This window comes from Flavicella sp. IMCC45537, from assembly GCF_057197705.1.
The window spans coordinates 2,606,499-2,625,260 of sequence record NZ_CM170067.1; the positions used below are offsets into that span (position 1 = coordinate 2,606,499).

The 18,762-nt window shown below is 33.4% G+C and carries 19 protein-coding genes; 6 read left to right on the top strand and 13 right to left on the bottom strand.

The genetic code is table 11. The features are described 5' to 3' along the window. Positions 1–56: 56 nt before the first annotated feature. The 5 genes from pyk to AC2DGP_RS10705 all read right to left on the bottom strand — a co-directional run bounded on the left by pyk (position 57) and on the right by AC2DGP_RS10705 (position 4,367). A complete protein-coding gene (gene pyk / locus AC2DGP_RS10685; protein WP_484490050.1) occupies positions 57–1,499 on the bottom strand; it encodes a pyruvate kinase in 1,443 nt (480 codons plus the stop codon). 4 nt (positions 1,500–1,503) lie between these two features. Continuing rightward, on the bottom strand, positions 1,504–1,989 hold the full coding sequence (locus tag AC2DGP_RS10690; RefSeq protein ID WP_300323349.1) for an IPExxxVDY family protein: 486 nt from the start codon (positions 1,987–1,989) through the stop codon (positions 1,504–1,506). A 135-nt stretch (positions 1,990–2,124) separates the two neighbouring features. Continuing rightward, a complete protein-coding gene (gene rnc / locus AC2DGP_RS10695) occupies positions 2,125–2,865 on the bottom strand; it encodes a ribonuclease III (RefSeq protein ID WP_484490051.1) in 741 nt (246 codons plus the stop codon). A 7-nt stretch (positions 2,866–2,872) separates the two neighbouring features. Further along, a complete protein-coding gene (gene fabF, locus AC2DGP_RS10700; protein ID WP_484490052.1) occupies positions 2,873–4,123 on the bottom strand; it encodes a beta-ketoacyl-ACP synthase II in 1,251 nt (416 codons plus the stop codon). 7 nt (positions 4,124–4,130) lie between these two features. Continuing rightward, positions 4,131–4,367 carry an acyl carrier protein gene (locus tag AC2DGP_RS10705; RefSeq protein WP_152286074.1) on the bottom strand — a complete coding sequence of 79 codons (237 nt, stop codon included), beginning with the start codon at positions 4,365–4,367 and terminating at the stop codon, positions 4,131–4,133. A 177-nt stretch (positions 4,368–4,544) separates the two neighbouring features. On the opposite strand from AC2DGP_RS10705, the gene purN reads away from it, so the two are divergent. Together purN and AC2DGP_RS10715 are read left to right on the top strand one after the other, a co-directional pair. Next, entirely contained in the window at positions 4,545–5,105 is a 561-nt protein-coding gene (purN, locus tag AC2DGP_RS10710; protein WP_484490053.1) for a phosphoribosylglycinamide formyltransferase, read from the top strand. Between the two features lie 72 nt (positions 5,106–5,177). Next, positions 5,178–5,810 carry a ribonuclease H1 domain-containing protein gene (locus AC2DGP_RS10715; RefSeq protein WP_484490054.1) on the top strand — a complete coding sequence of 211 codons (633 nt, stop codon included), beginning with the start codon at positions 5,178–5,180 and terminating at the stop codon, positions 5,808–5,810. 149 nt (positions 5,811–5,959) lie between these two features. On the opposite strand, the gene AC2DGP_RS10720 is transcribed toward AC2DGP_RS10715, so the two are convergent. After that, positions 5,960–7,174: an aminotransferase class V-fold PLP-dependent enzyme gene (locus AC2DGP_RS10720; RefSeq protein ID WP_484490055.1), complete on the bottom strand. Its 1,215-nt coding sequence runs from the start codon at positions 7,172–7,174 to the stop codon at positions 5,960–5,962. Positions 7,175–7,298: 124 nt separating this feature from the next. Between AC2DGP_RS10720 and AC2DGP_RS10725 the strand changes: the two genes are divergently transcribed. Beyond that, a complete protein-coding gene (locus tag AC2DGP_RS10725; RefSeq protein WP_484490056.1) occupies positions 7,299–7,643 on the top strand; it encodes a DUF6686 family protein in 345 nt (114 codons plus the stop codon). Here the strand turns inward: AC2DGP_RS10725 and AC2DGP_RS10730 are convergent. The 4 genes from AC2DGP_RS10730 to AC2DGP_RS10745 form a co-directional block, all read right to left on the bottom strand. Continuing rightward, positions 7,640–8,155: a DinB family protein gene (locus AC2DGP_RS10730; protein ID WP_484490057.1), complete on the bottom strand. Its 516-nt coding sequence runs from the start codon at positions 8,153–8,155 to the stop codon at positions 7,640–7,642. The two genes, AC2DGP_RS10725 and AC2DGP_RS10730, sit on opposite strands and share 4 nt — an antisense overlap. Before the next feature lie 3 nt (positions 8,156–8,158). Continuing rightward, positions 8,159–8,542, bottom strand: a complete 384-nt coding sequence (locus AC2DGP_RS10735; RefSeq protein WP_484490058.1) for a RidA family protein — start codon at positions 8,540–8,542, stop codon at positions 8,159–8,161. A 104-nt stretch (positions 8,543–8,646) separates the two neighbouring features. Then, on the bottom strand, positions 8,647–10,731 hold the full coding sequence (metG, locus tag AC2DGP_RS10740) for a methionine--tRNA ligase (RefSeq protein WP_484490059.1): 2,085 nt from the start codon (positions 10,729–10,731) through the stop codon (positions 8,647–8,649). Positions 10,732–10,902: 171 nt separating this feature from the next. Beyond that, complete coding sequence (locus AC2DGP_RS10745; protein WP_484490060.1) at positions 10,903–12,210, bottom strand: ammonium transporter; 1,308 nt, start codon at positions 12,208–12,210, stop codon at positions 10,903–10,905. A 219-nt stretch (positions 12,211–12,429) separates the two neighbouring features. On the opposite strand from AC2DGP_RS10745, the gene AC2DGP_RS10750 reads away from it, so the two are divergent. Beyond that, complete coding sequence (locus AC2DGP_RS10750; protein ID WP_484490061.1) at positions 12,430–13,341, top strand: S66 peptidase family protein; 912 nt, start codon at positions 12,430–12,432, stop codon at positions 13,339–13,341. 37 nt (positions 13,342–13,378) lie between these two features. On the opposite strand, the gene AC2DGP_RS10755 is transcribed toward AC2DGP_RS10750, so the two are convergent. Then, on the bottom strand, positions 13,379–13,537 hold the full coding sequence (locus tag AC2DGP_RS10755) for a hypothetical protein (RefSeq protein ID WP_484490062.1): 159 nt from the start codon (positions 13,535–13,537) through the stop codon (positions 13,379–13,381). 533 nt (positions 13,538–14,070) lie between these two features. Between AC2DGP_RS10755 and AC2DGP_RS10760 the strand changes: the two genes are divergently transcribed. Next, positions 14,071–15,168 carry a TlpA family protein disulfide reductase gene (locus tag AC2DGP_RS10760; RefSeq protein WP_484490063.1) on the top strand — a complete coding sequence of 366 codons (1,098 nt, stop codon included), beginning with the start codon at positions 14,071–14,073 and terminating at the stop codon, positions 15,166–15,168. Positions 15,169–15,171: 3 nt separating this feature from the next. On the opposite strand, the gene AC2DGP_RS10765 is transcribed toward AC2DGP_RS10760, so the two are convergent. Both AC2DGP_RS10765 and AC2DGP_RS10770 read right to left on the bottom strand, forming a co-directional pair. Further along, positions 15,172–16,248, bottom strand: coding sequence for an L-rhamnose/proton symporter RhaT (locus AC2DGP_RS10765; RefSeq protein WP_484490064.1), 1,077 nt, complete (start codon positions 16,246–16,248; stop codon positions 15,172–15,174). 68 nt (positions 16,249–16,316) lie between these two features. Continuing rightward, positions 16,317–17,324 carry an alpha-N-acetylglucosaminidase C-terminal domain-containing protein gene (locus AC2DGP_RS10770; RefSeq protein WP_484490065.1) on the bottom strand — a complete coding sequence of 336 codons (1,008 nt, stop codon included), beginning with the start codon at positions 17,322–17,324 and terminating at the stop codon, positions 16,317–16,319. Positions 17,325–17,489: 165 nt separating this feature from the next. On the opposite strand from AC2DGP_RS10770, the gene AC2DGP_RS10775 reads away from it, so the two are divergent. Beyond that, on the top strand, positions 17,490–18,623 hold the full coding sequence (locus tag AC2DGP_RS10775) for an MFS transporter (RefSeq protein WP_484490066.1): 1,134 nt from the start codon (positions 17,490–17,492) through the stop codon (positions 18,621–18,623). Positions 18,624–18,762 lie beyond the last annotated feature (139 nt).

Sequence of the window (18,762 nt, forward strand, 5' to 3'; positions counted from 1 at the left end):
AAGCGTCTTCAAATATAATTTAAAGACGCTTTTCAATTTCTATGTTTAGAATCAATCTATTGCACTTGACTAACTCTAATATTATTTGTCATTCCTTGCTCTTCAACAGGAGATGCATTTAAATTAATTACGTGATCACCCGTTTTTAAGAATCCGTATTTAATTGCAATTTCGTTTACATCTTTAATTGTTTCTAAAGTAGAAGCATCACTACTGTAATACTTCGCTTTCACTCCGTAATACAAGTTCAACATTGCCAAAACTCTTTTATTTGGAGAATAAGCTAAAATATGCGTATTCGGTCTCAATGCAGAAATTTGAACTGCCGTATACCCTGAATATGTTACTGTAGAAATAGCTTTAGCATCTATATTCTCAGCCAATAAAGCTGCCTGGTAACAAATTCCATTAGAAATAAAACGTTTTGGATCTTTCAATACAGGCACTACTCTAGGCACTTCAATCAATGGAGAATGCTCACAACTAGTAATGATATCACGCATTTTTCTAATTACCTCTACTGGGAAAGCACCAACAGACGTTTCACCAGATAACATTACTGCATCTGCACCATCCATAATAGAATTGGCAACATCATTTACTTCAGCTCTTGTTGGAACCTGATTCTCGATCATCGTTTCCATCATTTGCGTAGCAATAATAACTGGTATCTTCGCTTCTTTTGCTTTTCTTACTAACATCTTTTGAACCAAAGGAACCTCAGCCATTGGAATCTCAACACCTAAATCACCACGCGCTACCATTAAGGCATCTGTATTAGCAATAATTGCGTCAATATTCTCTAAAGCTTCTGGTTTTTCAATTTTAGAGATTACTCTTGTTCTATATACTGAAGTATCAGAATTCTCTTCGATTAGCTTATGAATATCAGCTAAATCTGCAGGGTTACGAACAAATGATAAAGCCATCCAATCTACTTCTAATGACAATGCAAAGATTGCATCCTTTACATCTTTCTCTGTCAATGCAGGTAAAGAAATAGCAGTATTAGGCAAGTTTACACCCTTTTTAGACTTCAATGGTCCACCACGCAATACTTTCGTAGTTACATTTTCTTTTCCATCAGTAGCTGTTACTTCAAAAAGCAACTTACCATCGTCTACTAAAATCTGCTCTCCAACTTTTACATCCACTGGGAAGTTTTTGTAAGTCATGAAAGCTTTTTCTTGAGTTCCTATTGGAAGATCAGCAGTTGTAAATGTAAATACATCTCCTTTTGCTAATTCAACTCCTTCCGTCATAACTCCAACACGAAGTTTTGGACCTTGTAAATCTGCCAAACAAGCAACATGGTATCCCATTTCCTCGTTTAACTCTCTAATAATCTTAACAATTTTCGTTACCTCAGTGTAATCAGCATGAGAAAAGTTAATTCTAAAAACGTTCACACCAGAGATCATTAACTCTTTTAAAGTTTCTCTGTTATTGATAGCAGGTCCAAGGGTTGCTACAATTTTGGTTTTTTTTGATTTTAACATAATTCTAAATAATTAAAAAATCTTTCGACTTTAGTGTTGCTATGTCTATAATATAGGAGGTCATAACTTGCTCCATTTTCTTTATTTCCTGAATCGTTTCGTATACAAGATACTCTTCGAAATCACCTTCAATTTTAACTAAATAATCCGTCTGTTTTTTCTCAGGGATCAGATAGCTCGTTCTGTTTACTGTTTCATTAATTGTTCCAAACAAACCATTTTCAATTGGTACCTGCGAGACACCATGAAATTTGTTTGCTATTAAAAACCAATCTACATCTATAGACTCGTCTAAATAGTTGAACACAGAAAAACAAGCATCCTGTACACCTTCTTCTACAACCAACGTATCTTTTGATTTTTGAAAGGAAGTATTCAAGTTCCTATTCAATAGATATGCCAATTTATAGTCTGGTAAACTTGTATGAATACCAATTAGTGTAAAATTTGAATCTTCAAAATCATCTATTTCCAACGAATGTACTTGCATAAAAACAAATTCTCTTATTAGATTTCAAATTTTAAAAACATGCGAAAAACGCAGGTTTTTTCAGAACAAAACTTCGGCTAAGTTACTTATAATTTAGAGCAACCTAAAAAAAACATACGAAAACGTTGTAGCGATTTAGAGGATATTCTTGATTTCATCTTGGTAGACAAAATATATTCTTTTAGATGCAATTTCTTCGGCTTTCTTTTTTGAAGTTGATCTCCCCTTAGAGACTACCTTATCATCGATCATCAATCTTACACTGTAATGTCTGATATTTTCGTTACCAGAATCTTCATAGGTTTGAAATTCAAGATTCTTTTTCGTTTTTTGGCACCATTCGATCACCAAACCTTTGTAACTAGTAATTTTATTTTCTAAGGACGGTATATCAACAAAGGCGTTGATTACCCGCTTATCAATAAATTTCTCACAATAGCGATATCCCCTATCCAAATAAATAGCACCAATTAGAGCCTCAAAAATATTACCATAAATATTCTGACCCATTCTATTTTTAGAGATGGTACTCTTCACAAAACGTATTAAATCGAGCTCTTTACCTAAAGTGTTCAATTGATTTCTACTTACAATCTTTGAACGCATTTGGGTAAGGTACCCTTCATTTCCATCAGGAACTGTCTTAAACAAAAAAGCCGCTATAACAGATCCTAACATAGCATCGCCAAGAAATTCCATCCTTTCATAATTGATAGGATTTCCATTCTCATCCAATACTTTTATAGATCTATGTATAAAAGCTGTTTTGTAATAATTGATGTTCTTAGGACGAAAACCTAAAAGTTTTTTAAGCGCAACATAAAACTCCTCATCATCTTTATCCTGAGGATTTATTATGTTACGAATAAATTTCAAAGGCTACTTAGTCTATTTTTTTTATCAATACACATGCGTTGTGCCCACCAAACCCGAAAGTGTTACTCATCGCCACTTTGATATCCCTTTTCTGAGGTTTGTTCAAAGTAAGATTCAACTTTTCATCAATACGCTCGTCATTCGTTACGTGATTGATTGTTGGAGGTACAATTCCATGTTTCATAGACAAAATTGTAGCAATTGCTTCAATTGCCCCAGCAGCACCTAATAAGTGCCCTGTCATAGATTTAGTAGAATTGATATTGATGTTGTATGCTTTTTCACCAAACACATCTTTGATCGCTTTTGTTTCAGCAATATCTCCTAACGGAGTAGATGTTCCGTGTACGTTAATTGCATCAATTTCATCTAGAGATACACCAGCATCTTTGATACAGTTTAACATTACATTTTTAGCCCCTAATCCTTCTGGATGCGGCGCTGTTAAGTGATGTGCATCTGCAGAAAGTCCTGCACCACCAATTTCAGCATAAATTTTTGCACCACGTGCTTTAGCGTGTTCGTATTCTTCAAGAATCAATGCTCCCGCACCTTCTCCCATTACAAAACCATCACGATCTTTATCAAATGGTCTTGAAGCTGACTGTGGATCATCATTTCTCTGAGATAATGCATGTAAAGCATTAAAACCTCCCATTCCAGATTGCGTAATTGCTGCTTCAGAACCTCCTGAAACAATAACATCGGCATATCCTAAACGAATATAATTTAATGCATCAATAATTGCATTTGCCGAAGAGGCACATGCAGAAACAGTTGTAAAGTTTGGTCCTCTATAACCGTGTTTAATTGAAATCATTCCTGGTGCTATATCAGCAATCATTTTAGGAATGAAAAAAGGATTAAATTTAGGTGTTCCGTCACCAGCAGCAAATTCTAACACTTGTTGTTCAAATGTGTCAATACCACCAATTCCTGCACCCCAAATTACTCCTACTCTATCAACATCAATATTCTCAGGTGTCAAACCAGCGTCAGCGATAGCTTCGTCAGATGCAACCATTGCATACTGCGTAAACTTATCCATTTTTCTAGCCTCTTTCCTGTGAATAAAATCGTTGACATTGAAGTCTTTTAATTCGCAAGCAAAACGAGTCTTGAACTTGGCAGCATCAAAATTAGTTATAGGCGCAGCTCCGCTAACACCATTCACTAGTCCATTCCAATATTCTTCAATATTATTTCCGATTGGCGTCAATGCACCAAGTCCAGTTACTACTACTCGCTTTAATTCCATAAAAGTCTTACTTTTTTGCTTCTTCTATATAGCTTACTGCTTGTCCAACAGTTCCAATGTTTTCTGCTTGATCATCTGGGATTTGAATTGAAAATTCTTTTTCAAATTCCATGATTAATTCTACTGTATCTAATGAATCAGCTCCTAAATCGTTAGTGAAGCTCGCTTCGTTAGTTACTTCGTTTTCGTCAACGCCTAATTTATCAACGATGATCGCTTTTACTCTTGATGCAATGTCTGACATAATTTTTTATTTTAAATTTTAAATCGGGGCAAAAATAATAAACTTTCAATTAAAAAAGCATTTTACCCGAAAAATGTGCTCACTAAAATAAAAAATTATCTTTAATATTTTGATTATCTTGGTCTAATATTAATATTTATTGTTTCTTTTGCAGTTGAATTTCCTTTACAAAATATCATGAAAAGATTAGCAATATTAGCATCGGGGTCAGGTAGCAACGCAGAAAACATAATTCGTTACTTTCAAAACCACAAGTCGATTAAAGTAACTTCTATCGTTACCAACAGAAAAGAAGCAAAAGTTCTTGACCGAGCAAAAAAATTAAATATTCCAGCCGAATATTTCCCCAAAAAAGCCTTTTTTGATGAGGAAACCGTACTTGATCATCTAAAGAAAAACGCTGATTACGTCATCTTAGCAGGATTTTTATTAAAAATACCGCAAAATATTGTGGACGCTTACCCAGATAAAATCATAAATATTCACCCAGCATTACTGCCAAAATTTGGAGGAAAAGGAATGTATGGAATGCATGTACACACTGCAGTCAAAGAACAAGGTGAAACAGAAACAGGAATTACAATTCATTTTGTAAACGAAAACTATGATGAAGGAGCTATCATATTTCAGGCAAAAACTGAAGTCCTAGCCTCTGACTCTCCAGAAGACATTGCACATAATATTCACCAATTAGAGTACGCGCATTTTCCTAAAGTTATTGAAGAAACGCTTTTATAGTACACCAATTGGAATACTTTAATATATTCATAGAAAATAAACATCCCTAAAAGAAGTTAATATTTCTAAGTTATGGCCAAAAAATACTACGTCGTTTGGGAAGGAAAAAAAAGAGGTGTCTTCACTTCTTGGAATGTCTGCAAAAAAAATATTGACGGCTATCCAGGAGCGAAATACAAATCCTTTGCTGATAAAGAATTAGCTGAAAAAGCTTTTAAGGGAACTTATGAAGAATATAAAGGTATTAGTACAAAGAAAAAAGAGCTTTCTGCTGAGGAGAAAAAAGCTTTTGGCAAACCTTTATTAAATACAATTGCCGTGGATGCTGCCTGTAGCGGTAACCCAGGACTAATGGAATATAGAGGTGTTGCTACCAGCACCTCTACGCAACTCTTTCTTCAAGGTCCTTATAAATCTGGAACCAACAATGTTGGTGAATTTTTAGCCCTCGTACATGGCTTAGCTTGGTTGCAACAAAAAAAACAACCTACCATGCCTATCTATTCTGATTCTAGGATTGCGATTTCATGGGTGAAACAACGAAAATGCAAAACAAAACTCCCAATCAATAAAGACACTGAAATTTTATTTGACTTGATAAAAAGAGCCGAATTATGGTTGAAAAACAATCCTTTTCAAAATCCTATACTAAAATGGGAAACCAAAGCATGGGGTGAAATTCCAGCAGATTTTGGTCGTAAATGATGACAAAGTCATCGTTTAAGTATCTCACTCGGATGGAAAACTATTTTAGTCGCCCGTTTATAGGTATTCTTCTCAAAAGGTAGATTTCATATTTTAAGGAAACCTTCAAACAGAAATATTTTGATTTCTTTCAAATAGAAATTCAATTGCTACGAAAGCATCATTTTTGCTTTTTTAACAGCGTCAATAAACACGTCTATTTCTTCCTTGGTATTGTAAAAAGCAAAAGAAGCTCTCACCGTACCTGGAATCTCAAAATAATTCATAATAGGTTGTGCACAATGATGCCCGGTTCTAACTGCTACTCCTAGTTTATCTAAAATACTACCTACATCAAAAGGATGTACACCCTCTAAATTAAATGAAATCACAGCAGCTTTTTTTTCTGACGTTCCGTATATTTTTATGCCTCCTATTTCAAGTAATTTTTCCGTACCGTATTGTAGCAATTCATCTTCATAAGCAGCAATATTTTCAAAACCAATAGCATTCATATAATCAAGCGCTACACCAAAAGCAATTCCACCTGCAATATTTGGAGTTCCTGCTTCAAATTTATGAGGCAATCCAGCATAAGTAGTCTTTTCAAATGTTACGGTTTCAATCATCTCACCACCTCCTTGATATGGTGGTAATTTATCCAACCACTCTTCCTTACCATATAGAACACCAACACCCGTTGGTCCACATAGTTTATGAGCAGAAGCTACATAAAAATCTACCCCCATGGCCTGAACATCAGGTTTTATATGAGGACATGCCTGAGCTCCATCAATCAAAACTGCCGCTCCTACAGCATGTGCTTTGTCAATTATTTCTTGGACAGGGTTGATCGTTCCAAGAGCATTAGAGATATGATTGCTAAAAACCAATTTTGTTTTGTCCGATAATAATGAATCGTACACATCCATTTGCAATTCACCGGCATCATTAAACGGAATTACTTTTAAAATTGCTCCTGTACGTTCGCACAACATCTGCCAAGGCACAATATTAGAATGATGCTCTAAAGCAGAAACGATAATTTCATCACCTTCCTTTAACAAATCTGTAAAACCTGTTGCCACTATATTGATACTATGTGTGGTACCCGCTGTTAAAATAATCTCGTAAGATTTTTTAGCATTGAAATGTTTCTGAACAGTTAACCTAGCTTGCTCATAAGCATCCGTTGCAACTTGACTTAAAGTATGTACACCACGATGAATATTTGCATTTATCTTAGTGTAATAATCTACTATCGCATCAATCACTACTTGTGGCTTTTGACTTGTTGCAGCATTATCAAAATACACTAAAGGTTTTCCGTTTACTTTTTCATTTAAAATAGGAAAATCCGCTCTTATTTTTTGAATATCAATCATAGGACTACTAATTTGAACTGCAAAAATACGACAGGAATTAGTCTTTACCTACAATAATGAACAAAATAAAACTTTTATTTAGACTTAATAAAAATAATATTATATTTGTTTAAAACATTTTACTATGACATCTGATATTACAATTTTAAACATGACAACAAATGGTATCATTTCAAAAAAACAATATTTCGACGAGTATCATATTGTATATAAGAATCTTAATTTTACATTTACCTTAAAAGGGTATGAAACCTTTACCAATTATATCCTTGATTTGAAGGACATCTTTGATGATCATAGAACTGAAAACTCGTGCGGTTGCCAGGAAATGGAAATCCCTACTGGAAATGATAGTTTAAAACTAACACTAACCTACAATGAGCTAAGAGAACTAAAAGATTTATTCAATTTAAAACCCTTAAAGGTGAATATTATGAAAAGAATGGAATACAGTTTCTCTCTAAATTAATTTGAATTAAAATACCTTTCTTTCAAAACATTGATATGATGTATGGGGTGCCCAACAATAACAAAACCAAGAGCCAAAACAGAAATTTTCATAAAACTCATTCCTTCTCTTAACAGCATTTCGTCAGAAAAACTTTTAAAAAGGGAAATAGTAGCTTTTCTTACCTCAACAAATTCTTGTAATAGATCCTCAATAGTTCTCGCAGAACTTGATGCATTTGCAGCATAGCCATTTTCATCAAACCCCGGCATCGTATTTTTGTCACCTCTTACAAATGCTAATGCTCTATAAGCTTGCACCCTCTCAGTATCGATGCAATGCTGCAACAAATCTTTTGGAGTCCACTTTCCAGGTGCATAAGAATATCCTTGATGCTGTAGCAACTCCTCTTTTAAAGTTTCAAAAATATCTAAAGAAGATTCTAATTGTTCTAACAATGGGATTTCAGAATCAGCCAAATTGATATATCTGTCAAAAAACTCTGGCATAAAATTTAAATCTTCTATTTTCATTTCTTATTTTTTTAAAGCAGTAACTTCTATTTCAATTTTCATTTCTTTATTCGCTAAACCAGCGGAAATCATAGTAGCTGAGGGTTTAATTTTTCCAAAATATTTTTTTAAAATGGGCCAACATTTTTCAAAATCTTCTGCTACCGGAACAATATACGTAACACGAATTATATCATCCAAACTAGCGTCTGCTTTCTGTAATGTTTCTACGATATTTAACATACACTGTTCGCACTGCTCTACAATATCATTTGATATTGTCATTTTTGCATAATCATATCCTGTAGTTCCAGAAATAAAAACCCATTTATCTTGAATAACGGCACGCGAATACCCTATTTCATTTTCAAACGTTGATCCAGAACTGATCAATACCCTTTTACTCATTTCTTTTTTTTACTAAGATATATCTTTCACAAAACATCTAAAAACAAAAAACCTAACAACTCATAATGAGCTGTTAGGTTTCCAATTCTTTTTAATATTTCTTCCTAACTCACTTGTGCTCCATTGGCAACATTTTCTGTTGAAGGTTGCACAAAAGCTAATTTTCCATCTTTCGTATCTGTCATTAAAATCATTCCTTGACTTTCTACTCCTCTTAATTTTCTTGGTGCAAGATTCACCAAAACAGATACTTTTTGACCAATAATATCTTCTGGCTTAAAGCTTTCTGCAATTCCAGATACTATGGTTCTTACATCAATTCCAGTATCTACTTTTAACACCAATAACTTTTTGGTTTTAGGCATTTTTTCTGCTTCAACAATGGTTCCTATTCGGATATCCATTTTTGTAAAATCATCAAACGTTGCTGTTTCTTTTTGAGGTTCTACCACCTTAGATTCAGCCTCATTTGCCAATTTTGTAGCCTCTAATTTATCCAATTGCTTCTGCACCTCTGCATCTTCAATTTTCGCAAATAACAATTCTGCTTTTCCAATAGTATGTCCTCCAGGAAGTAGTACTTCTTTTGAACCAACATCTGACCATGAATTCTCGATACAATTCTCCTTTGTCGAATCACTTGAACTGACATTCAGAATGTTTTTTAGCTTTTCAGAAGTAAAAGGCAAAAATGGCTCAGATAACACAGATAATCCTGCCGCAATTTGCAAGGCAACATACATAATTGTTTGCACTCTTTCTGGATCTGTTTTAACTTGTTTCCATGGCTCTTCATCTGCCAAATACTTATTCCCTAAACGAGCAAAATTCATCAGTTCGCTCAAGGCTTCTCTAAATCTGTATCGTTCAATTGATTTAGAAATAATCTGTGGATATGCTTTTAGTTGTTCCAAAGTCTGCTCATCTAACTCAGTAAACTCCTTTGGAGATGGAACCACACCACCGTAATATTTATTGGTAAGAACTACTACTCTATTGATAAAATTTCCAAAAATCGCAACCAATTCGTTATTGTTACGCGCTTGAAAATCTTTCCAAGTAAAATCGTTGTCTTTTGTTTCTGGTGCACTTGCCGTTAATGCATAACGCAGCACATCTTGTTTGTCTGGAAATTCTTCTAAATATTCATGCAACCAAACTGCCCAATTTTTAGAAGTAGATAATTTGTTTCCTTCTAAATTTAAAAACTCATTTGCAGGAACATTATCTGGTAAAATATAATCTCCTTGTGCTTTTAACATCGCAGGGAAAATGATACAGTGAAATACAATATTATCTTTTCCAATAAAATGTACTAATTTGGTGTCCTTATCTTTCCAATAGGGTTCCCAATCTTTACCTTCTCTCGCTGCCCATTCTTTGGTAGAGGATATATAACCAATAGGAGCATCAAACCAAACATACAATACTTTTCCTTCTCCGCCTTCTGCAGGTACCGGAATTCCCCAATCTAAATCACGTGTTACTGCTCTTGGTCTTAAACCGTCATCAATCCAAGATTTTACTTGACCATATACATTAGACTTCCAATCACTTTTATGACCTTCTAAAATCCATTCTTTTAAAAAGGCTTCGTGTTTGTCTAAAGGCAAAAACCAGTGTTTGGTTTCTTTCAAGGCAGGCACATTTCCTGTTATTGCAGATTTTGGATTGATCAAATCTGTAGCATTATGAGACGTACCACATTTTTCACATTGATCTCCATAACTTTCTTCATTCCCACATTTAGGACAAGTACCTATTACAAATCGATCTGCTAAAAATTGTTTTGCCTCAGCGTCGTATAATTGTTCTTCAACTTTCTCAACAAACTCCCCTTTTGCATCTAAATCTTTAAAAAATTCAGAAGCGGTTTCGTGATGGATTGGAGCTGAAGTTCGAGAATAATTATCAAACGTAATCCCGAAATCTTGAAACGATTTTTTTATGATTCCATTATACTTATCTACAACATCTTGAGGTGTAACCCCTTCTTTTTTTGCTGTAATGGTAATAGGCACACCGTGCTCATCAGAACCACAAACAAAAGCAACATCTTTTCCTTTTCCTCTTAAATAACGTGCATAGATATCAGCAGGCACATACACCCCGGCTAAATGTCCAATATGGACAGGTCCGTTTGTATAAGGTAAAGCTGCTGTAATGGTAATTCTCTTTGGATCGTTCATCGTAATATTTTAATGGCTGCAAAGTTACATATTAATGTTGATTATTACTATGTGGAATCTGACCGCATTCTATGATTCTCAGAATTCCCTTTTTAATTATTAATTTTTACCCTAAAAAAAAAAGCACCCTATGAACTTAGGGTGCTTATTTAGTTTTTAAGATTTCTTCTTTTAGTCTTCTAAATCGTCAATTACATGCTTGTCAATGTTAATTTGAGACTCACCATGGTAACTGATATCCATTCCTTCTAATTCATGTTTCTCATGGATACGTGCACCTCCTGTAATTTTAGCTACAACCACAAATACAATATACGTTGCTACTGCAGAGTAAATGATTGTTGCTCCTACAGATTTCAACTGTAAAAGTACTTGCCAAGGGTTTCCGTCAATCAATCCAGCTCCATCAGGGTTTACTACTGAAGTAGCAAAAACTCCTGTTAAAATTGCACCAACAATACCAACTAAACCGTGCATTCCAAAAGCATCTAAAGTATCATCATGTCCCGTAAATGATTTGAATTTTACAACACCCCAGTACCCAACAATACTACCAATTCCTCCAATAACCAAAGCACCGGTAACATCAACAAAACCAGCCGCTGGCGTAATAGCAACTAGTCCGGATACGGCTCCAGAAGCAATACCAATCAACGTTGGTTTTTTAACTATTTTCCATTCTATAATCAACCATACCAAACCACCAAAACAAGCAGCTACGTTTGTTGTTAAAATTGCATTCGCAGCAATTCCATTGGCTGCATAAGCAGATCCTCCGTTAAATCCGTGCCATCCGAACCACAATAAAGCAGCTCCTAAAATCATCAACTTTATTGAAGATGGTTTTCTTTCTTCGTCTAAATGCAATCTTTTACCTAACAATAGAGATAAAACCAAACCAGCAACTCCGGCATTTACGTGAATTACAGTACCTCCTGCAAAATCTAAATCACCATGCAAAAACCCATCAGATCCCCATACCCAGTGGCAAATTGGAGCGTATACAACAATCACCCAAACAAACGAAAAGATAGTCCAAGTAGAAAATTTTACTCTTTCAATAATAGATCCTGAAACAATTGCAACGGCAATAGCCGCGAAAGTCCCTTGGAACATCACATCTAACAATAATGGAATTCCATCTCCATCTGTCGGCTTAATTCCGTGTAACAAAAGATAATCAAAGCCACCAATAAAGGCATTTCCTTCAGAGAAAGCAAAACTGTATCCTACGATTACCCAAGCAATAATTCCAGTACAAAATGAAACAAACGACATTCCGATTGTATTCAATACAGATTTGTTTTGTGTCAACCCAGAATAAAATAAGGCTAATCCGGCAGGAGTCATCATCATTACAAGAGCCGTTGACATTAACATCCAAGCAGTATCTCCTGTATCAATATTATTTGCTGCTGATGCAGAAAGCGTTGAGCCTCCAAGCAACAAAATAGATAACAACGATAATTTTTTCTTCATAATTTTTAATTTAGTTCGATTAATATGAAAGTTTCTATGAGCGGCAAAACTACGTGTTTTATAAGAGATTAAAAAAAATACGGATCAATTTAGGTCTTGTGACTTAAGTAAAATTCTTTAAATAAATTGTAATATTGTAACAATTCTAAGACCTCAACGGTGAAATTTATATTTATAATTTTTTGCAGTTTTCAAATACTGCTCGCGCAACATCAAATCATGAAAAAACCTGATTTTTTAAAACCTGGAGATACAATTTCTATTGTGGCCCCTTCTGGAATTATCAAAAAAAACGCTAGTATTTATGAAGCCGCTGATTTGGCCAAATCATGGGGTTTACATGTGCTTATCGGAGATCATGTTTTTGATAGGTATCATCATTTCTCTGCAACAGATAAAAATAGATGCGCTGATTTTCAAAAAGCCTTAGACAATCCTTCCATAAAAGCCATTTGGTGTGCAAGAGGTGGTTATGGAGCTGTTAGAATTATCGACGATATAGATTTCACTGAGTTTAAAAAAAATCCGAAATGGATTATTGGCTACTCAGACATTACTGTATTTCACAATCATATTCATAATATGGGAATTGAAACCATACATGGTATGATGCCTGTGAACGTTGAATTTCCGAAAGAAAAAAACATAGAAAGTGTAAAGACGCTACAGCAAGCATTATTTGGGGAATTAAAAAACTACACCATTTCCTCCTCCAAATATAATATTGAAGGAACTGCCAAAGGAATTTTAGTTGGAGGAAACTTAACCTTATTGGAAAACCTATTGGGCACCCGATCTTCTATCAACACCGAGAATAAAATTTTGTTTTTTGAAGAAATAGGTGAATATAAATACCATATTGACAGACTACTACAAGGGCTTAAAAGAAATGGATATTTTGATAATTGTGCAGGAATAATAATTGGTGGAATGAGTCACATCAAAAAAAACACCCCTGCCTATGGTCAAACTATTGAAGCCATTATCTTAGATGTTTTACCAAATAAAAATATACCTGTAGTATTTGATTTTCCGGCTGGACATGACCCTGAAAATAGAGCCTTGTTTTTTGGCAACACGATAGAACTTACTGTTACAAAAGCGACAACAAGAATTTCTTTTGAAAATTAAAATACGGCCATCTTTTAGAGATGACCGTAAAACATATTTAAATGAATAAAATTGGGTCATCATCGTCCTCCTCTTTTACATCATCTTTTAAGTGTGGTTTTGGGTAAAGGGTATTGGTAACTTTGTCAAAATAACTTAACAAATTTTTCTCTAAGTAATTATCTATTTCGGTTGCAATTCTTCTAATTGTTTTCATAATTAATTTAATTTTTTCTCATAAAAAAAGACGCTAAATAAGCGCCTCTACAATTCATAAGAAATTGATATTATTTCTAATTGGTATTATAAAGGCTTGTAGGTGGACATACAAAATGCTTATGGCGTAGCATTGTGACTTTTACCATTTTGATTGATTTTACTGTTGATTTGCGTACTTGTCTGTTCATAATTAAAAATTTATAGTTACTATTATTACATAAAAAAAGCGCCCATATAAATGGACGCTTTTTGTATTAGATAGATATATTTTATTACATACTATGATACAATTTCGTCCTTGATACGTGGTTTTTTACCATGTTCAATCGAATCATATGCTTACAAAAAGCAACTAAAACTGATGTATGTAGGTTATTTGTTTTCATTTGTGTTACAAATATTAGAATTTTTAACCTGAATTACAACTAGTTATACTGAAAAAACAAAATTTAATTTTTAACCCTTTTTGATTACAAAATCTAATATTCATTATCTTCGTCCACAAAAAATGAAATGATTGCTAAAAATTCTATGAAAATATTTTCTATAATACTGTTTCTAAATTTTAACTTTTTAGCTGCACAATGGAAAACTGCAGCCGCCGAAAAAATTGTAAATGATGTTATCATTACCTATTCCGTCATTTATGAAAATGAATTATCCGAAAGGCAAAAAAAATCCTCTCTCTACAAAAGTGAAATTGTAGTTGCTTTTAACAAAAACAGCTTAAAGGAAACATCTTTTGGCTCTTCTAGCGGTCTTCAAAAATTCAATTTTTTAGATTACAATAATGATGTTTTTTATCAATGTACTGAAAGTAGCTCCTCTAAACTAGCTATTTCAAATAGTTTTAAAAAACCTTACAAAGAAGCTACTTTACAAAAAGGAAAAACAAAAAAAATTATTGGAATGCCCTGTGAAGAATATATTACAATTGTCAAAGGAGTTCCTACAAAAATTTACAGTACGCAAAAGTTTGGGCTAAAATTTATTCATCAATACGACATCGCTGGTTTTCTTTTGGACTACCCAGGTTATGACAAGTACCTTGGAAAATATAGAGTTGTTGCCCAAAAAATAAACTATGCCAAGTTACCAGCATCCTATTATTCTTTAGATAAATTTATCAAAATCACAAAAGAGCAATATGCAAAAAGCAGGAAAAAACCGGGCGAAAAATACAAAGCTCTTTATGAAAAAATGATTGGATCTAAAACTCCAAAATACAGGTTTAGAACTATAGAAGGTGAAAAGTTTAGTACTAAAACGAATGAAAATAAAATAGTGGTACTTAATTTTTGGTTTACAACATGCCCGCCATGTAAGTCTGAAATTCCTCATTTAAATGATTTACAAGAAGAATTTGCAGACAACCCTGATGTGGTATTTTTAGGAATTGCATTAGATGATAAATTGAAATTAGAAAACTTTGTTGCGGAACACCCTTTTACTTACAAGTTAGTATCCGATGGCAGATATGAAGCTAATATGTTTAACGTGCCTGCCTACCCAACTAATATTATAATTGACAAAAAAGGTAACATCCGTTTTTATAAAACAGGTGGACTTACTAAAACTGCTACCAAGGCACTCTCTTATAAAATAGATGATTTATTAGAAGAGGAATAATTTTCAATATCTCTTAACTAAATTTGTAGCCACTTTGGATTCTTGATCTATTTTCATATAATTTGCCTTTGCAATAAACAGAACTCCTAAAATTAAAATAGAAAGACTAATTATTAAAACGCGGATACTTTTAGAAGAAGCCCCTTTCCATTCTTTTGTAAGTATTCCATTGATATTAGCAACCATAATGGCACCCGTTTCTAGAATAGCAAACCCTACAGAGGTTCCTAATTCACCTAGTTTATAAGCCCCTAAACCATAAATCACCAAGGCTGCATCATGAAAAACAGCCATCGTTAAAATTAAAACAAGACCTTTAAATGCTCCATTGCTTGTAAAATTTGACCAGGTTTTTCTTTTGGTAATTGTAAAAGAAAAATAAAGCATTGTTGAAATAGCAGCCCCCATAAATATTGGTAGTAAAACCGCTAATCTTGCAATCCAGGGTGCATTGCCATAATCTAATTGTGCCACTTCTCCAATTTTACCTAAATTATTTCCTACATGATATGATAGATTAAAACCCGCAGCGCAAATGGCTCCTAAAACACATAAAAGAATTCCTTTTTTCATTGTTTTTGCATCTGCTTTCAAAGAAATATTTTTGCTTTTATCACGTAATACACCTGCGTAGCCATTCAAGGCGATCCCTGAAACAATTACAAAAACACCTAAAAACATCATATTACCTACATCAGTCCCTATAACCGATTCTTGACCTTCTGGAAGCAATATTAAAGGCAAAAGAGTATCAATAGAGGTTATCACTCCAAGGAACAAACTAAAAGCTAAAGACATGCCAATAGATGCAATACTAAACCCCCACAACATATTACCAATTCCCCAGCAAAAACTTAACGCGAACATGGCAAAGAAAATCCAACTAGGAATATGCTCATAGATTGCCCAAAGATTATCAACTAGCGTAAAAGTTGTAATCAATGGAATAACAATCATTCCAAAAAAGAAAAATCCACCCCAAGTATTTTCCCAAGCATAGTTTTTAGCGTATTTTGAGGGCAACGCATATAACCCTAAAAGTATTGCGGAAACAAAAGCAAGAACAATTCCAATAGCCATTTTAATTTTTTTATTAAGTTGCTTAAAGGTAAAAATTTATTTTTTTCTAAAATATTTCCTTGAGCAAGCTATTTTTCCAAAAACTCTAAAACAACATCCACTTCGTCTTCTTGAGAAAAACTTGGCAGGTCTTTTGTTTGACGCATCCAATTTTTTGAAAAAATAGCAACGTCCTTTTTAAAGTTTTTTTGATTCTCTATATCTTGCTGAGTAAAATCTGTCTGCAAATAATTAAAATAAGTCTTCCATAAAGGCCGATAAAAAGTTTTGATTACTCCTGCCAATTGATAATTGGAGGCTATTACTTTTTGAGAAAATTTTTGTTCAATTAATTTTTTGTCTATGCTTGTTTTCCCTTGGCTTTTTATCTCAGATAGAAGAAACCCAAAAGAAAATTCATTTCTTACAGCTAAAACATTATCTAAATTCTCAAGGCTTGTCAATAATTCTTCGGTATGTTTTGAAAAAGATGTTGAATTTTTCGATTTCAGGTCCTTTTGTAGGTTATGATACTTTTTATTATTTGTCAATATTAATATTTCTCTCAAAACATCTACAATATCCAATCTAAAATTATCAGACTCCCCAATAAATTCTCTATCCTCTAACAAATAATTCAAAGCGAGCAATAAATTCATAGCATCCAAATTTTGAACACCTTTATTTAAATTGCCGTCCTTGATAAATTTATATCCTGCGATTTGAGTTTTTGTCTGAAAATCGTTTTGTTGGTTTAGCCGTAAATTATAATTAATTAGAATCTCTATGGCTTCTGCTGCTCTCGCCGATACAGCACCATATCGTTTAAAAACAAAAGCATCAATTCCATCTTTATTACTCTGGAGGTTTTCAATTTTATAAAAAATTCTATTTTCTTGAGTTTTTGCATATTCCTTTAAAAACTCAGACACAAGTGTATCAATAAATTCAGCAGACATGTTGGTTTCAGGGAACTGAGTACTAACGTTCGCTGGTGGATCTTTTTTTACAGAAACCATTTCCTTTTTGTTGGTCAGGTACTTGCAAGAGGACATTAAAACCAAAACCAAAGAAACTTGAAAAATAAACTTACCCATAAAACTCAGCTAAACATTCACAAAAATAACGATAATTACATTGCTTTCTATATAAATTCATACAGCTAATTGTTGCCATTTTAATCTGCATATTTTTTTATGATAAGATTATTTTAATGATCTAAAACACTGCTTCAATCCAAAAATCTATTCGATATTTGCAGCATGAAACTATTAGTCAAACAACGTATTGCAATTGGTGTTTGTTTTTTTCTAACAGGAGTTTGTTTTTCTAGTTGGGCATCAAGAATCCCTACAATCAAAGATTTATTTCTGCTGAATGAAGCACAATTAGGAAATTTATTGATGGTTATGCCAATCACCGCTGTAATTGGATTGCCTTTTTCAGGATGGCTTGTCTCTAAATATAATACCAGAGGTCCCTTATTTATATCCTTTTTTATCTTTAGTATTTCCCTTTTTGGAATCGGAATGGCTTCTGAACTTTGGATATTAATTCTTTCTTTGACTGGATTTTCTTTTTCATTAAGGTTGATCAATATTGCAATGAATACGCAAGCAGTTACTCTTCAAAAAAAATTCACAAAAAAAATCAATGGTGCCTTTCATGGGTTTTGGAGTTTAGGTGGAATCTTTGGCTTATTATTTTCCACGGTTATGATAAAATACAATATTGATATTAAAATTCATTTGGCTTCTATTTCAGTATTTACCATTGTAATGATTTCATTAGGCTATCCATACTTGCTTAAAAACGATCGACCAAAAACAGGAAATAAATTAATTTTTGGAAAACCTGATCCATTTGTTATGTATTTAGGGTTGATCGTATTTTTTGCGGCGGTGTGCGAAGGCGGAATTTACGACTGGAACGGAGTCTATTTTAAAGAAGTTGTAAACGTAGAATTATTCACTGCTGGATATTTATCATTTATGATCTGTATGACTCTTTCTCGATTTTTTTCTGATCTTGTTATTGATAAAATCGGTATCGAGAAAACTTTTGTTTTAAGTGCTTTACTAATTGTATTTGGAATATCCGTTACCATTTTATTTCCCTTTTTTTGGCCTGCACTTATCGGGTTCTGTATCACTGGTCTTGGGGTATCAACATTATTTCCAATGACATTTTCTTTATCGGGAGAATCAAAAAAATATGCTCCAGGCATGATTATTTCAATCATCTCCACGTACAGCATTGTCGGCATGCTCATCGGTCCACCCTTGATAGGATATGTTGCCTATATCTTTGATTTACGCAAATCCTTTATCATATTTATTATTTGTGGAATTATGTTCATCCCTATTTCAAAAATGTTTTTCCGACTTCCTAAATAAGTTGAAAAAAAGCAATTTTCAACCGTAACTCTAGTAAACATTAACTAAACGTAAGGGTATTGTTATCCGATAGGCTATAACATCAAGTAAACATTAATAATTATAAAAAAATATAATTTTTCTTTTATTTTAAGAATAT

Excerpts from the sequence above, each read along its gene's own strand:
- pyk (WP_484490050.1), bottom strand. The coding sequence starts at position 1,499 with ATGTTAAAATCAAAAAAAACCAAAATTGTAGCAACCCTTGGACCTGCT.
- AC2DGP_RS10735 (WP_484490058.1), bottom strand. The coding sequence starts at position 8,542 with ATGAGTAAAAGGGTATTGATCAGTTCTGGATCAACGTTTGAAAATGAA.
- AC2DGP_RS10765 (WP_484490064.1), bottom strand. The coding sequence starts at position 16,248 with ATGGCTATTGGAATTGTTCTTGCTTTTGTTTCCGCAATACTTTTAGGG.
- AC2DGP_RS10690 (WP_300323349.1), bottom strand. The coding sequence starts at position 1,989 with ATGCAAGTACATTCGTTGGAAATAGATGATTTTGAAGATTCAAATTTT.
- AC2DGP_RS10750 (WP_484490061.1), top strand. The coding sequence starts at position 12,430 with ATGAAAAAACCTGATTTTTTAAAACCTGGAGATACAATTTCTATTGTG.
- AC2DGP_RS10720 (WP_484490055.1), bottom strand. The coding sequence starts at position 7,174 with ATGATTGATATTCAAAAAATAAGAGCGGATTTTCCTATTTTAAATGAA.
- purN (WP_484490053.1), top strand. The coding sequence starts at position 4,545 with ATGAAAAGATTAGCAATATTAGCATCGGGGTCAGGTAGCAACGCAGAA.
- AC2DGP_RS10755 (WP_484490062.1), bottom strand. The coding sequence starts at position 13,537 with ATGAAAACAATTAGAAGAATTGCAACCGAAATAGATAATTACTTAGAG.
- AC2DGP_RS10770 (WP_484490065.1), bottom strand. The coding sequence starts at position 17,324 with ATGGGTAAGTTTATTTTTCAAGTTTCTTTGGTTTTGGTTTTAATGTCC.
- AC2DGP_RS10760 (WP_484490063.1), top strand. The coding sequence starts at position 14,071 with ATGAAAATATTTTCTATAATACTGTTTCTAAATTTTAACTTTTTAGCT.
- AC2DGP_RS10745 (WP_484490060.1), bottom strand. The coding sequence starts at position 12,210 with ATGAAGAAAAAATTATCGTTGTTATCTATTTTGTTGCTTGGAGGCTCA.
- metG (WP_484490059.1), bottom strand. The coding sequence starts at position 10,731 with ATGAACGATCCAAAGAGAATTACCATTACAGCAGCTTTACCTTATACA.
- AC2DGP_RS10775 (WP_484490066.1), top strand. The coding sequence starts at position 17,490 with ATGAAACTATTAGTCAAACAACGTATTGCAATTGGTGTTTGTTTTTTT.
- AC2DGP_RS10730 (WP_484490057.1), bottom strand. The coding sequence starts at position 8,155 with ATGAAAATAGAAGATTTAAATTTTATGCCAGAGTTTTTTGACAGATAT.
- fabF (WP_484490052.1), bottom strand. The coding sequence starts at position 4,123 with ATGGAATTAAAGCGAGTAGTAGTAACTGGACTTGGTGCATTGACGCCA.
- AC2DGP_RS10715 (WP_484490054.1), top strand. The coding sequence starts at position 5,178 with ATGGCCAAAAAATACTACGTCGTTTGGGAAGGAAAAAAAAGAGGTGTC.
- AC2DGP_RS10705 (WP_152286074.1), bottom strand. The coding sequence starts at position 4,367 with ATGTCAGACATTGCATCAAGAGTAAAAGCGATCATCGTTGATAAATTA.
- AC2DGP_RS10725 (WP_484490056.1), top strand. The coding sequence starts at position 7,299 with ATGACATCTGATATTACAATTTTAAACATGACAACAAATGGTATCATT.